This window comes from Roseovarius marisflavi, from assembly GCF_900142625.1.
Lineage (GTDB): Bacteria > Pseudomonadota > Alphaproteobacteria > Rhodobacterales > Rhodobacteraceae > Roseovarius > Roseovarius marisflavi.
On sequence record NZ_FRBN01000002.1, the window covers coordinates 88,045 to 101,656 of the forward strand.

General features: G+C 60.7%; 11 protein-coding genes and 1 riboswitch. Of the genes, 5 read left to right on the forward strand and 6 right to left on the reverse strand.

Annotated elements, in window-relative coordinates; all coding sequences use genetic code 11:
* Positions 1 to 261: 261 nt before the first annotated feature.
* From gcvP to BUB78_RS02745, 4 genes are all read right to left on the reverse strand, one after another.
* A complete protein-coding gene (gene gcvP / locus BUB78_RS02730) occupies positions 262 to 3,111 on the reverse strand; it encodes an aminomethyl-transferring glycine dehydrogenase (RefSeq protein ID WP_073194823.1) in 2,850 nt (949 codons plus the stop codon).
* A gap of 116 nt (positions 3,112 to 3,227) precedes the next feature.
* On the reverse strand, positions 3,228 to 3,587 hold the full coding sequence (gcvH, locus tag BUB78_RS02735) for a glycine cleavage system protein GcvH (RefSeq protein ID WP_073194825.1): 360 nt from the start codon (positions 3,585 to 3,587) through the stop codon (positions 3,228 to 3,230).
* A gap of 20 nt (positions 3,588 to 3,607) precedes the next feature.
* Positions 3,608 to 4,732, reverse strand: a complete 1,125-nt coding sequence (gene gcvT, locus BUB78_RS02740) for a glycine cleavage system aminomethyltransferase GcvT (protein ID WP_073195208.1) — start codon at positions 4,730 to 4,732, stop codon at positions 3,608 to 3,610.
* 167 nt (positions 4,733 to 4,899) lie between these two features.
* A riboswitch (glycine riboswitch) is annotated at positions 4,900 to 4,985 on the reverse strand.
* Between the two features lie 30 nt (positions 4,986 to 5,015).
* Positions 5,016 to 5,468 carry an RrF2 family transcriptional regulator gene (locus tag BUB78_RS02745; protein WP_073195209.1) on the reverse strand — a complete coding sequence of 151 codons (453 nt, stop codon included), beginning with the start codon at positions 5,466 to 5,468 and terminating at the stop codon, positions 5,016 to 5,018.
* 59 nt (positions 5,469 to 5,527) lie between these two features.
* On the opposite strand from BUB78_RS02745, the gene BUB78_RS02750 reads away from it, so the two are divergent.
* Together BUB78_RS02750 and BUB78_RS02755 are read left to right on the forward strand one after the other, a co-directional pair.
* Positions 5,528 to 6,133 (forward strand): gamma-glutamylcyclotransferase family protein, encoded by a 606-nt coding sequence (locus BUB78_RS02750; RefSeq protein ID WP_073195210.1) that lies wholly within the window; start codon positions 5,528 to 5,530, stop codon positions 6,131 to 6,133.
* 63 nt (positions 6,134 to 6,196) lie between these two features.
* Positions 6,197 to 7,465 (forward strand): DUF2254 domain-containing protein, encoded by a 1,269-nt coding sequence (locus BUB78_RS02755; RefSeq protein WP_084732747.1) that lies wholly within the window; start codon positions 6,197 to 6,199, stop codon positions 7,463 to 7,465.
* Here the strand turns inward: BUB78_RS02755 and gltX are convergent.
* Positions 7,449 to 8,774, reverse strand: a complete 1,326-nt coding sequence (gene gltX, locus BUB78_RS02760) for a glutamate--tRNA ligase (RefSeq protein ID WP_073195211.1) — start codon at positions 8,772 to 8,774, stop codon at positions 7,449 to 7,451. The two genes, BUB78_RS02755 and gltX, sit on opposite strands and share 17 nt — an antisense overlap.
* Positions 8,775 to 8,949: 175 nt before the next feature.
* On the opposite strand from gltX, the gene BUB78_RS02765 reads away from it, so the two are divergent.
* On the forward strand, positions 8,950 to 9,873 hold the full coding sequence (locus BUB78_RS02765) for an MBL fold metallo-hydrolase (protein ID WP_073194828.1): 924 nt from the start codon (positions 8,950 to 8,952) through the stop codon (positions 9,871 to 9,873).
* Positions 9,874 to 9,973: 100 nt separating this feature from the next.
* Here BUB78_RS02765 and BUB78_RS02770 read toward each other — a convergent pair whose 3' ends face one another.
* Positions 9,974 to 10,786, reverse strand: coding sequence for a CE1 family esterase (locus BUB78_RS02770; RefSeq protein WP_073194830.1), 813 nt, complete (start codon positions 10,784 to 10,786; stop codon positions 9,974 to 9,976).
* Between the two features lie 187 nt (positions 10,787 to 10,973).
* On the opposite strand from BUB78_RS02770, the gene BUB78_RS02775 reads away from it, so the two are divergent.
* Both BUB78_RS02775 and BUB78_RS02780 read left to right on the forward strand, forming a co-directional pair.
* Positions 10,974 to 11,369: a hypothetical protein gene (locus BUB78_RS02775; protein ID WP_073194832.1), complete on the forward strand. Its 396-nt coding sequence runs from the start codon at positions 10,974 to 10,976 to the stop codon at positions 11,367 to 11,369.
* 4 nt (positions 11,370 to 11,373) lie between these two features.
* Positions 11,374 to 13,593: an ATP-binding protein gene (locus tag BUB78_RS02780; protein WP_073194834.1), complete on the forward strand. Its 2,220-nt coding sequence runs from the start codon at positions 11,374 to 11,376 to the stop codon at positions 13,591 to 13,593.
* The last annotated feature ends 19 nt before the right edge of the window (positions 13,594 to 13,612 follow it).

Sequence of the window (13,612 nt, forward strand, 5' to 3'; positions counted from 1 at the left end):
GGTATGACAGAATCATCTTTATCACGATACCGTGATCTTACGTGAGTGGACTGGAATGACGTAATAGCGCACCCGGCCCTAGCTTGAGACTGACCGATTATTTGGTCAGCATTTCTTTTTTGAACACCTTTTTGAATACGAGTTCGGGCGGCCCGCAAGGGCCGCCTTGTTTCTTGCACACCACAAATGTTCGCTCCCGGAAACGAAAATGGCCGCAAGGGGTTACCCCTGCGGCCGTGTTTCATATCCAACCGAGGGGCGCTATTCGGCGGCTTCGGCATAATCCTCCAGCGGCGGACAGGTACAGATCAGGTGCCGGTCGCCGTACACATTGTCGACCCGGTTGACGGGGGGCCAGTATTTATCGACCCGGAACGCCCCCGGCGGGAAACAGCCCTGTTCGCGGCTATAGGGGCGGTCCCATTCGCGCACCAGATCCTCCATCGTGTGCGGCGCGTTCTTGAGCGGGTTGTTTTGCGCATCAATCCGGCCTTCTTCGATATCGCGGATTTCTTCGCGGATCGCCAGCATGGCATCGCAAAAGCGGTCAAGCTCTGCCTTGGTTTCGGATTCGGTCGGCTCGACCATCAGGGTGCCCGCCACCGGCCAGCTCATGGTCGGCGCGTGAAAGCCGCAATCGACCAGACGCTTGGCAATGTCATCCACCGTCACACCGGCACTTTCGTCAAACGGGCGCACATCGAGAATGCATTCATGCGCCACCCGCCCGTTGCGCCCCTTGTAGAGCACGTCATAGGCGCCCTCGAGCCGCTTGGCGATATAGTTGGCGTTCAGGATCGCAACCCGTGTCGCCTGGGTAAGCCCCGCGCCGCCCATCATCAGGCAATAGGCCCATGAGATCGGCAACAGCGACGGCGAGCCGTAGGGCGCGGCGCTGACCGGGCCTTGTTCGCCGCCGGTTTCAGGATGCCCCGGCAGGTGCGGCACAAGATGCGGCTTGACGCCAATCGGCCCCATGCCGGGCCCACCGCCGCCATGCGGGATACAGAACGTCTTGTGCAGGTTAAGGTGGCTGACATCACCGCCAAGGTCGCCGGGGCGGCTCAGCCCGACCATGGCGTTCATATTGGCCCCGTCGATATAGACCTGCCCGCCATGGCTGTGGGTAATCTCGCAGACCTCCTTCACGGTTTCCTCGAACACGCCATGCGTACTTGGATAGGTGATCATGCAACCGGCAAGGTTGTCCGAATGCTTCTCGGCCTTGGCGCGGAAATCCTCGACATCAATATCGCCATTGGCGGCGGATTTGACCACCACCACATCCCAGCCGACCATATGCGCACTGGCGGGGTTGGTGCCATGCGCGCTCACCGGAATAAGACAAACCTTGCGGTGTCCCTGCCCCTGCGCGCGGTGATAGGAGGAAATCGTCAACAGGCCCGCATATTCGCCCTGTGCGCCGGAATTCGGCTGCATCGAGATCGCCGCGTAGCCGGTGATATCACAGAGCTTGGCACTTAAATCGTCGATCATCTCTTTATATCCAAGCGCCTGATCTTCCGGCACAAACGGGTGCAGCAATGCAAACTCCCGCCAGCTGACCGGCATCATTTCCGCGGCCGAGTTCAGCTTCATCGTGCAGCTGCCAAGCGGGATCATCGCGCGGTCAAGCGCAAGGTCGCGATCCGCAAGGCGACGCATATAGCGCATCATCTCGGTCTCGGCCCGGTTCATGTGGAAAATCGGATGAGCAAGGTAATCCGACTGGCGATGCAGGGCCTCGGGCACCCGGTAATCGGGGGTGAAATCGGCATCGTCCATGATGATCCCGAAGGCGCGCCAAACCGCCTCGATCGTGGCCGGGCGGGTGCGTTCGTCAAGGGTGATGCCGATCTTGGTCTCGCCGACACGGCGCAGGTTCACGCCCTCGCGCACCGCCGATTGCAAAACGCCGCGCTGCAACAGGCCGACATCGACCGTGATCGTGTCAAAGAAGGCCTCGGGCTCCACATGAAATCCGGCCGCCTCAAGCCCCTTGGCAAGGCGCACGGTCTTGCGGTGAATGCGCTCGGCAATCGCCCGAAGACCCTCGGGGCCGTGAAACACCGCATACATCGACGCCATCACCGCCAAAAGCGCCTGCGCGGTGCAGACGTTGCTGGTGGCCTTTTCGCGCCGGATATGCTGTTCGCGGGTCTGCAGGGACAAGCGATAGGCGCGGTTGCCGTGGCTGTCGATCGACACGCCGACAATCCGCCCCGGAAGCGCACGTTTATAGGCATCCTTGGTGGCCATATAGGCTGCGTGCGGGCCACCATAGCCCACCGGCACGCCAAAGCGCTGCGTGCTGCCGACGGCGATATCCGCGCCCATCGCGCCCGGTTCTTTCAACAGGGTAAGCGCAAGCGGGTCGGCAATCACGATGCCGATGGCGTTTTGCGCGTGCAGCGCCTCGATCTCGGGCGTGAAATCGCGCAAGGCGCCATGGGTGCCGGGATATTGGAAAATCGCGCCAAAGACCTTGTCGGCCTCAAGATCATCGGGCGCGCCGACGATGACCTCGATATCAAGCGGCGCGGCGCGGGTCTGCATCACCGCGATATTCTGCGGGTGACAGTTTTCGTCGACGAAAAACGCGCGCGCCTTGGATTTGGCGACACGCTGCGCCATGGTCATCGCCTCGGCCGCCGCCGTCGCCTCGTCCAGAAGCGAGGCATTGGCAATCTCAAGCCCGGTCAGATCGCTGACCATGGTCTGAAAGTTCAACAGGGCCTCAAGCCGCCCCTGGCTGATTTCCGGCTGATAGGGTGTATAGGCGGTGTACCAGGCGGGGTTTTCAAAGATGTTGCGCTGAATCGCGGGCGGCGTGACCGTCCCGTGATAGCCCTGCCCGATGAGCGAGGTCAGCACCTTGTTCTTCGACGCGGTCTGCCACATGTGGTGCAGCAACTCGCTTTCGGATTTCGGCTTGCCAAAGTTAAGCGGTGCCTCCTGCCGGATCGACTTGGGCACGGTTTCATCAATCAACGCCTCAAGACTGGGCACGTCAAGACGCTCCAGCATCTCGCCCATTTCCTTGGGCGACGGGCCGATATGGCGCCGGTTGGCAAAATCATACGGCAAATAGTCGGTTGGCTTGAAAGGCATCCCAAATCTCCCTCTGACAGGCACGAGATGCCGGGCCATCATGGCCCAGCGCCCCGGCTTTCATCTTTCCAAAAATACTCTCACGCGACGCGCATTCCGCACCGCGCGATCAGACGCTAGGCGATGTAATCCTGATAGGCGGTTTCATCCATGTACTCATCCATCTGGCCAAGATCGCTTGGCTTGATCTTGAAGAACCAGCCATCGCCCAAGGGGTCGTCATTGACCTTGCCGGGCGTGTCGGCCAGCGCCTCGTTGACCTCTACGATCTCGCCATCAATCGGGGCCAGAATATCGCTTGCGGCCTTGACGCTTTCGATGACGACAACTTCGTCATCCTTGGACACGAGGGTGCCGATTTCAGGCATCTCGACGAACACAACATCGCCAAGCTGTTCGCTGGCATGCTCGGTGATTCCAACCACCACTAGGTCTTCATCGACGCGCAGCCATTCGTGTTCTTCAGTAAATTTCATGCTCTTCTCCCTGATGATGTTCAGCGTTTGAAATTGGCAGGTGTAAACGGCAGTTTCGCCACTTTGACCGGCATGCGCTTGCCGCGCACTTCTCCGTAAATGACCGTGCCCTCGGTTGCCAAGGGCCTGGGCAGATATCCCATCGACATCGGCGCCTCGATCGTCGGCCCATAGGCGCCCGAGGTGACCTGGCCGACCGCCGCGCCGCCCTCGGCGTTCTCGAATAACTGCGTGCCCTCACGCATCGGCGCGCGCCCTTCGGGGCGCAATCCGACGCGGGCGCGCGCGGCGCCGTTGGCCATCTCGTCAAGGATGCGCTCCGCGCCGGGAAAACCACCCTCGCGCGCGCCGCCCGCGCGGCGCACCTTCTGGATGCCCCAGATCAGGCTCGCCTCGACCGGGGTCGTGGTCTCGTCGATGTCATGGCCATAAAGGCAAAGCCCCGCCTCAAGGCGCAGGCTGTCGCGCGCGCCAAGGCCGATGGGCTCTACGTCATCATGCGCCAGCAAGGCGCGCGCAAGGGCCTCGGCCTGTGCATCGCTTACCGAAATCTCATAGCCATCCTCGCCGGTATAGCCCGAGCGGGAAATCCACAGCTCGCCGAACTCCGACGGCAGAATGGCCACATCCATGAACCGCATCTCTGCGGCGCCCGGCACAAGCGCGTCAAGCACCGCCTCGGCGGCCGGGCCCTGCAGGGCCAAAAGCGCGCGATCAGTGATTTCCTCGACCTCGCAGCCGGGCAAGTGCGCGCGCATATGGGCGATATCGCCCGCCTTGCAGGCAGCATTGATCACGACAAACATATGATCGCCGCGATTGGCCAGCATCAGGTCATCCAGAATGCCGCCCTGATCGTTCGTGAAAAACCCATACCGCTGGCGCATCTCGCCAAGCCCCAACAGGTCAACCGGAACAAGCGCTTCCATCTCGCTGGCGGCCTGCGCATAGCCGCCCGGCGCGCGCAGGATCACCTGCCCCATATGGCTTACATCAAAAAGCCCCGCCTTGGCGCGGCAATGCAAATGTTCCTTCATCACGCCAGCCGGGTATTGCACTGGCATATCATAGCCCGCGAAAGGCACCATCTTGGCACCCAATTCCCTGTGCAGCGCATTCAGTGGCGTTGTGAGCAAATCAGCCATCTGCATCCTCCCTTACCTTTGGGCCCGGACAATCAGATGATCACACCGGCACCGTTACGACGCATTGGCCCTTAAAGCCGCGTCACGATGCCCCCTCTGTCCTTTTGCCTGAGATCGCTATCCCTTCGGCGCCCCGGCAAAAATCCGGAATCTCTTCAGAGTGTCTTGTCGTCGGACAGGTCCTGTCGCCTGAGAGTTTCCGGGGCGGTTGCTCCTTCGGCACTGGCGAGGCCAGTTCTCCCTATCCGATCTGCGTGTACGCTAGTATACTGTTTGAGCCGCTTCAAGCCTGTTTCAGGCAGGGCGGTGTTGAAAACAATGTGAACAGCGCCTCGTTGTTACAGACCAGAGCCTCAAGCGTAATCTGGTCGAGATGGGCATAGAACGCCTCTACTGCATCGACAAGCGCAAGGCGCAACCGACAGGCATCGACCAGCGGGCAGGTATTGTCGATATCGGCGAAACATTCGGCCACCGGCGTATTGGCTTCGATTGCGCGAAACACTTCGCCAACGGTGATCTGGCTCATCTCGCGGCCAAGCATGACACCGCCGTGCCGACCGCGTTGAGTGTGCAGAAACCCAAGCTGGGCCAGTTTGTTGATCACCTGCGCCAGATGGCTTTCCGAGGTATTGCAGCGCTCTGCAATCTCCGACTTGGTGACCATCCGGCCCGGATTGGTGCCGCAGAACATCAGAACCCTGATGGCGATATTGGTGCGTTTCGTGATCCGCATGGCAAAACCATTCCCTTGCTTGAATGTCACAAGCTTTGCCTGCAATGCTGGGCGCGACCATGATTCAGATCAAAGGCCCGATCATCAGCCCCCTTCATGATGCATATTTCTTTGGCTACGGCAGCCTTGTGAACCGCGCCACGCATGTTTTTGCCGAGGCCCACCCTGCACAGCTTCGCGGCTGGCGGCGGGTCTGGCGCCATACCGACCTGCGCCCGGTGGCGTTTCTGACGGTGGTGCCCGACCCTGCCAGCACCATCGACGGGCTGATCGCGGCGGTGCCGGGGGCCGATTGGCCCGCGCTTGACCTGCGCGAGGCGGCCTATGCCCGCGTGCCCGCGCACAAGCAGGTGAGCCACCCCTTGCCGCATCGCCCCGAGATCGCGGTCTATAGCATCCCCAAGGGCGCGCATGGCGCGCCAAGTATCGCCCATCCGATCCTGTTGAGTTATCTTGATGTGGTGGTGCAGGGCTATGCGCGCGAATTCGGCCCCGAGGGTGTGGCGCGGTTCTTTGAAACGACCCACGGCTGGGATGCCCCAATCCTTGATGATCGCGCCGCCCCGCGCTATCCGCGCCACCAACCCCTGAGTGCGGCCGAGCGGGTGCTTGCCGACGAACACCTTGAGCGCGTGAACGCCCGCCTGATCCGCGATACCCCCTGAGCCACAGGATATGGACACGGGCGCCGCCCCGCGCCACACTGGTGCCAAAAGGGCGTGATCTTCGTGAAACTTCAGCTTCTTTCAACCACCGGCATGACCCTTTTGCGGATGACCCAAAAGCTCTGGATAAGGGTCGCGCTCATGGCGTTGCTGGCGGTTCTGGCCTCGGCCATCGCGATCCTGTTTGAGAGCTATATTCCGATCGGGCTTCAGAACCGCTTTACTCCCGACTCGGTGCTGCCGATCCTGACGATCCTTGCTTCGGGCATGCTGGCGGTCAGCACGTTTTCGCTGAACGTCATGGTGACCGCGCATAATGCGGCCGCCGGTCAGGCGACACCGCGGGTGCATCGCATCTTGCTGGCCGACACCACCACGCATACGGTTCTGGCCACCTTTATCGGCGCTTTTGTCTATTCGCTCAGCGCGATCATCCTGTTCAAGGCCGGATTCTATCCCGACGGCGCGAGCGTTCTTGTGCTGGGCTTTACCGTGGCCGTGGTTGTGCTTGTCATTCTGGCGCTGCTGCGCTGGATTCATCACCTCAGCGATCTGGGAAGCATGGATGCCACGCTTGCTTCGACCGAAGAGATCGCTCGCGCCTGCCTTATGCGCACCCGCCGCCTGCCCTCGCTTGGGGCGCAGCGGATGACACGCGACGCGATTCTGCCAAGTGACGCCGAGCCTCTCGCGTCGCGCGCCACCGGCTATGTGCAATTCATCGACCTGCGCGCCATCAGCCAGAAACTGACCGGCGATCAGATCCGGGTCTATCTCTATGTGCGCCCCGGCGATTACGTGATCAAAGGGCAAGTGATCGGCCATGCCACCGGGCTTGGCGAAAGGGCGGAAACCCTGATCACCAAAAGCCTGACCATCGGGCGCTATCGCACCTTTGAACAGGATGCCTCTTACGGGTTGCTGGTGCTGTCGGAAACCGCATCGCGCGCCCTGTCGCCGGGCATCAATGATCCCGGCACGGCAATCGCCGTGATCTGTCGGCAGGAAAAGCTGTTGCTTGACTGGGCACATGGCACCCCCGACAGCGACACGCCGCTGTTTCCTCGGCTGTTTCTGCCGGATGTGTCGCGGCGCGCCCTGATCGAGAACACATTCGCCAGCACCGCCCGCGACGGGGCGGGCCTTATCGAGGTGGCAGAGCGCCTGCAAGACGCGCTGCACACCCTGTCAGAGGTGCCAGAGCCAGAGTTGGCCAGCGCGGCGCGCGACATGGCCGCGCGCGCGCTTGACTATGCCGATCTGGCCTTGCCGCTGGAGAGCGAAAAACAGCGGCTGCGCGACCGGAGCGATAACCCTAGCCCTTGGCCTTGATCACCTGCAAAAGCGGCAAAACCTGTGACATATCGGGCCCGTGCGCCTGACCGGTCAGCGCCTTGCGCAGCGGCATGAAAAGCCCGCGCCCCTTGCGGCCGGTGGCCTCTTTCACGGCGGCGGTCCATTTGCCCCAGGTTTCGGTGTCATGCGGGCCCTCGGGCAAAAGCGTCATCGCCTCGGCGATAAAGGCGCGATCCTCGTCGTCGATCACCGGCTCTGCGCCATCGCGGAACATCGCCCACCAACCGGCAAGATCCTTGCGCGTGGTAATGTTTTCGCGGGTCACCTGCCAGAATTGCTCGGCCTGCTCGTCGGGCACGCCAAGCTCGGCGATGGTTTCGGCCATCGCGTCAAGCGGCAGCGCGGCCAGATAGCGCGCGGTCAGCGGGAACAGGTCCTGTTCGTCAAACTTGGTCGGGGCCGCGCCAAAGCGGTCGATATCAAAGCCCTCGATCAGTTCGGCCATATCGGTGCGAAGCTCGATCGGGTCAGACGAGCCAAGCCGCGCCATCAGGCTCAGAAGCGCCATCGGCTCGACCCCCTGCTCGCGCAGATCGCGCAGCGACAGCACGCCAAGGCGCTTCGAGAGCGCCTCGCCCTGCGGCCCGGTCAACAGCGAATGATGCGCGAATTCCGGCGGGGTGCCGCCAAGCGCGGTGATGATCTGGATTTGCGTCGCGGTGTTGGTCACATGGTCCGAGCCGCGCACAACATGGGTCACGCCCATTTCCACGTCATCCACCACCGAGGCCAGCGTATAAAGCACCTGACCGTCGCCGCGAATAAGCACCGGATCGCTGACCGAGGCAGCATCAATCGAGATATCGCCGAGAATGCCGTCGGTCCAGTTGATGCGTTCCTGATCAAGCTTGAAGCGCCACACGCCATTGCCGCGCTCGGCGCGCATCGCGTCCTTCTCGGCCTCGCTCAACTCAAGAGCGGCGCGGTCATAGACCGGCGGACGCCCCATGTTGAGCTGTTTCTTGCGCTTGAGGTCAAGCTCGGTCGGGGTCTCGAAGGCCTCGTAGAACCGGCCCATCTTGCGCAGCTGATCGGCGGCCTCGGCATAGCGGTCAAGCCGCTCCGACTGGCGCTCTGTGCGATCCCAGTGCAGGCCAAGCCATTCGAGATCATATTTGATCGCATCGACATATTCCTGCTTCGATCGTTCGGGATCGGTGTCGTCGATCCGCAATATAAAGCTGCCCCCTGCCTTGGCGGCGATCATGTAATTCATCAGCGCGGTGCGCAAATTGCCGACATGGATATATCCGGTGGGCGACGGGGCAAATCGGGTGGTGGTCATGGGCTTCTCCTGCTTCGCGGTGGATGTGTCACAGGTGCGCGTCATTGTCCAGAAATCCCCGCTTTGGCACGCCCTGTGACGGTTTTTTTTGCGCGCACATGCGTCAAAATAATGTGAGCCCCTAGGAGTGTGCGCAAAATGCTCTATCATTTTCACCATCAACAGGAGGACTCACATGACCAAAACGACCCTCACCCGCCGCAGCCTTTTGACCGCCGCCGCCGCCGCACCGCTGGCCGCAAGCTTTGGCCCCGCCCGCGCAAGCGCCCCGATGATGGGGGCGTCAACCACGCGCCACAACCGCTTTGTGCTTGGCGATTGCGAAGTGACCGCGCTCTTGGCCGCGACCATGCCGCGCCCCGACCCGCATTCGATCTTTGGCCTGAACGTCAGCGCCGAAGAGTTCAACGACGTCTCTGCCGCGGCCAATATCCCCACCGATGCGGCGCAGTTCTTTTTCACCCCGACCGTGGTGAATACCGGCTCTGAGCTAATCCTGTTTGATACCGGCCTGAACCCCGATGCGATCACAAGCGCGCTGAATGACGCGGGCTATACCCCCGATCAGGTCGATGTTGTGGTGCTGACGCATATGCATGGCGATCACATCGGCGGGCTGATGCGCGAGGGGGGCGAGGCAACTTTTCCCAATGCCCGCTATGTCGCCGGCAGCGCCGAGTTTGATCACTGGGCGGCGGCCGGGAACAACCGGTTCGACAGCAACATGCGCCCGCTGGCCGAAAAAACCACGATGATCGGTGATGGCGCAAGTGTGGCCCCCGGCATCACCGCCGTCGCCGCCTTCGGCCACACGCCGGGGCATATGACCTATATGATCGAAAGCGGCGGCAAGTCGCTGTTGCTGGCGGCCGATTTTGCCAACCACTATGTCTGGTCGCTGGCCCAGCCCGACTGGGAGGTGAAATTCGACATGGACAAACCCGCCGCCGCCGCCACCCGGCGCCGCATTCTCGGCATGCTGGCCAGCGATAAGATTCCGTTCATCGGCTATCACATGCCCTGGCCTGCGGTCGGCTATGTCGAGGCCAAAGACAGCGCGTTCAGCTATATGCCAAGCAGCTATCAGCTTATGCTTTAGTCTTCATGTAATACCTTAACTATGAATCACAATTCATTGTTATAAAATGGAAATGCCCGCACCTAATATCAGGGCGAGCATTTTTCGTTGGGCTCAAGCGTCAGAGTTTTCCCGCCGCCTCGAACCGTTCCCAGGCGAATTTCAAATAGTCACTGCGAAACGAATGCCCGCCCGGATGCAGGCAGAAATCCAGGATGTCGTCACTGGCATTTCTTCCCAACTCACAGCTCAGGCCCTTGGCCTCCATCCTGCCAGCCGGACTAAACCCGCCGAGGGTCCTGTACATGTCAAGGGCTTCGCCCACGTCGCCCTGATGCGTCTCAAGAATTGCGCGCCCGGCAAGGGGCACGGTCGGGTCCGAATCGCCATGGATATGCACAAGGCTTGCCGCAGGCCTGGCGCAATTGTCCGGCGGCTCCATCCAGAAAGTGCCGGAAATCGCGGCAAAGCCGGCAAAACGGTCGGGCATGGTACAGGCCAGGTTCCAGACCATCATCCCGCCAGCGGAAAACCCCGCCGCCATGATGCGTTTGTCATCAATCGCAAACCGCGCTGTCACGTCTTTCAACACGGCCTCGACATAGGTGAACTCCTCTGACCCGTCGGCATCCATATGACGCGGCGCATAGGGAATGACCCAATCATCATCGGCTGATTTGAGGGCGATAAGCGCCAGCCCCATATCGGAAAGAACGCGCCGTAAGCCCTTGTTTTTCATCACAGCCGCCGCCGAGCCACGATAGCCATGGGCAAAAACCACCGCACCGATTTCCGAGGCACCCGACCGCCCCTCGGGCATGGCAATCCGGTAATGACGATCCCCAAGCCGACAATCCGTATCCGCCCCGCAGGCCTTGGCCAGGGTGGGCGTTGCAAGCATCAAAACTGCAAGGAAAAACGCCGGTAATACCATGAGGACTCTCCAATTTGATTGTCGCATTACTGAGCACTGGGCGGTTCGAAAGGCCAATCACAAGCACGTGCCCGACCAGCATTTGCGTTGCATTGTCGGTAAAATGATCGCCGCTTTCAATCCTTTGGTAACCTTCAGGGGCTTTCATCTAGCCATGCGTTAACTGCCCGTCCAAGGAGGCCCTCTTATGACTCGCTACATTATGCCCGTGCTTATGGGCTTTGCCCTGTTGCTGAACTCCGGCGCACAGGCGCAATCCCTGACTGAAGTCAGGACCAAGCTTCAGGTCGCTCTGCAACGTAGCCTGAGCCGCGCGATGGTCGACGGAGCGTTACCACATCTCGACCTTGAAACCGGTGAAATCACCAAATTATATCCAACCGAGAACCACGAAGTTATTCTGCGAATGAATGACATCTATGTCCTGTGCGCGACCTTGGTAACCGCCGATGGCACGGAATCAACCGTTGAATATTACATAGCTCAGAATCGCGGAAGTTACGGCGTTATTCGTACCGAGATCGATAACCACGCCCCGATTCAGTCTTTGATCGCGGCCGGTAAGGCGATCCGGCTGGAGTAGAGCAATGTCGATAACCGATAGCGCCAAGCTGCAAACGCCGACGCTCGGTCTCTACCTTAAACTAACTGCCGTGATGGTGCCAACCTTCCTGCTGTTTGCGGCCAGCGGTTTGCTATGGATGAGCGAGAAGAACCTGCTGCGCAGTGAAGAGGCCATGGCGATGCGAATCGGCAATGCCACCGCTCGTGTCGGGGGTGCGCTTGAACGCTTCAGTGACCAAAGCAATGGCGCGGTAGATTGGTCCAGCCCCTATGTAACAGACCTTATGCAAACGATGCTCGGCGATCCGGCAATCCGGTGTGTCGAACTGACCGACCCTGAAACGGGCGGAGTTCTGGCGGTGGTGCCACAAGGGCTTGGCTGTCAGGGAAGCGATACTGCCTTTTCTCTGCCTTATGAGGTTTATTCCTGGCCAATCACCCTGATGACAACCCGCTTTGACGAGCGTGAAATCGCCACCGTCAAACGCTATCAGCGTGATTTCATGCTGCTTTTGCTGGCGGGTGGTATCCTGATCGCCTCACTGGCCAATTGGGTTTCTTTCCGGGTCATCGTTGGGCGCCCCTTGCGCGCGCTGATCGGTCGGCTCGAAGAGGCGCGCATGGTGGCAGAGGCCGCAAATCAGGCAAAATCCGCTTTTCTGGCGAAGATGAGCCATGAAATCCGAACGCCCATGAACGGCATCATTGGCATGGCCGATATGCTTGGCGAGACCGAGCTGACCCGCGAGCAAGACAGCTATGTGAGCACGATGGTGCGCTCGGGCGACGCGCTTTTGACGATCATCAACGATATCCTTGATTTCTCCAAGATCGAGGCGGGCAAGCTGACCCTCGCGCAAGAACCCTTTCGCCTGCGCGAGCTCGTCGAGGATGTCACGCAGTTGCTGGCGCCGCTCGCGGCGCGCAAAAAGCTGGAATTTTTCTCTGACGTCGCGCCAGACGTGCCTGATGTCATGCTGGGCGACGCAGGGCGTTTGCGTCAAATTCTGGTAAATATCGCCGGAAATGCCCTCAAGTTTACGCTTGATGGCCATGTCGCGCTGCGTGTCTCGCAAGGGGCAAAGGGACAGTTCACCATCTCGGTCACCGATACCGGCGTCGGCATTCCCGAGGATCAGATTGAAAACGTGTTCGCCGCCTTCGAGCAGGTCGACAACACCGCCACCCGAAGCTTTGGCGGCACCGGGCTTGGCCTTGCGGTCAGCCGCCAATTGACCACGCTTATGGGGGGCACCCTTGCGGTGACGTCGCGTGAGGGGCATGGCACGTGCTTTGAAATCACCCTTCCCCTGATCCCGCAGGCAGCCGAAGGTCAGGGGCTTCGCGCCACTCCTCTGGCGCGTCGCGACGGGCCAAAACCTGTCATCTGGGTGCTTGATCCGATATCAGAGCGTCGGGCCGGGCTTGCCGCCTGCCTGCGTCATTTGGAGTGTGAGGTTCACACCGATAGCGATCCTGTGGCCCTTTTGGCCGCGAGCCGCGACACGCCCCCTGCCCTGATCCTGCTCGATAGCAGCCTTGCCAAAAGCGCGCTGCCCGCGACCGTCCCGCATATCCTGATGTCGCAGGATGGCGCGCCGGAAACCGGCGCCAAAGGCGGCCATTTGCGCAAACCGGTGCGTGAGACGCTTTTGATTGAGGCGGTGCGCGGCGCTTTGAACGGGACAATGAGAGACCCCACCAAGATTGCCGCCTTCGCGGCCTCAAATCCTGCCAAACTCGGGGCAAAAACCGGTTGGGCAGCGGGGATCAGGGTGCTGGCAGTGGATGATAACGCCACCAACCGGCTCTTGCTTGAGCGATATTTCAGCGGGTCCGGGGCTGAACTGCGGCTGGCGATAGACGGTCATGACGCGGTGGCGCAATCCAGTCAGGCAGCTGCCGATCTCATTCTGATGGATGTGTCGATGCCGGGGATGGACGGGTATCAGGCCACCGGCTTGATCCGCACCCGCGAAGCGGCTCAGGGCCTTAAGCCCGCGCATGTGGTGGCGGTCACGGCCAATGTGCTGGAACAGCACAAGCAGGCCGCGCATATGGCCGGAATGGATGGGTTCCTGGGCAAACCGTTGCGCAAGGCCGATCTGATCGCCTATGTTGAAAGGCTCGCCCCTGACCTGCGCCAAAGCCGGGCCGAGGATGAGGATGAGGATGAGGATGAGGATGAGGATGAAACACTGGCCGCAGACAGGAAAGACCCGCCCCAGACCGCCGCAGAATGATCCCCGCCCAAGATGGGCA

Excerpts from the sequence above, each read along its gene's own strand:
- BUB78_RS02750 (WP_073195210.1), top strand. The coding sequence starts at position 5,528 with ATGATTCAGATCAAAGGCCCGATCATCAGCCCCCTTCATGATGCATAT.
- gcvH (WP_073194825.1), bottom strand. The coding sequence starts at position 3,587 with ATGAAATTTACTGAAGAACACGAATGGCTGCGCGTCGATGAAGACCTA.
- gcvT (WP_073195208.1), bottom strand. The coding sequence starts at position 4,732 with ATGGCTGATTTGCTCACAACGCCACTGAATGCGCTGCACAGGGAATTG.
- BUB78_RS02770 (WP_073194830.1), bottom strand. The coding sequence starts at position 10,786 with ATGGTATTACCGGCGTTTTTCCTTGCAGTTTTGATGCTTGCAACGCCC.
- BUB78_RS02775 (WP_073194832.1), top strand. The coding sequence starts at position 10,974 with ATGACTCGCTACATTATGCCCGTGCTTATGGGCTTTGCCCTGTTGCTG.
- gcvP (WP_073194823.1), bottom strand. The coding sequence starts at position 3,111 with ATGCCTTTCAAGCCAACCGACTATTTGCCGTATGATTTTGCCAACCGG.
- BUB78_RS02765 (WP_073194828.1), top strand. The coding sequence starts at position 8,950 with ATGACCAAAACGACCCTCACCCGCCGCAGCCTTTTGACCGCCGCCGCC.
- gltX (WP_073195211.1), bottom strand. The coding sequence starts at position 8,774 with ATGACCACCACCCGATTTGCCCCGTCGCCCACCGGATATATCCATGTC.
- BUB78_RS02780 (WP_073194834.1), top strand. The coding sequence starts at position 11,374 with ATGTCGATAACCGATAGCGCCAAGCTGCAAACGCCGACGCTCGGTCTC.
- BUB78_RS02745 (WP_073195209.1), bottom strand. The coding sequence starts at position 5,468 with ATGCGGATCACGAAACGCACCAATATCGCCATCAGGGTTCTGATGTTC.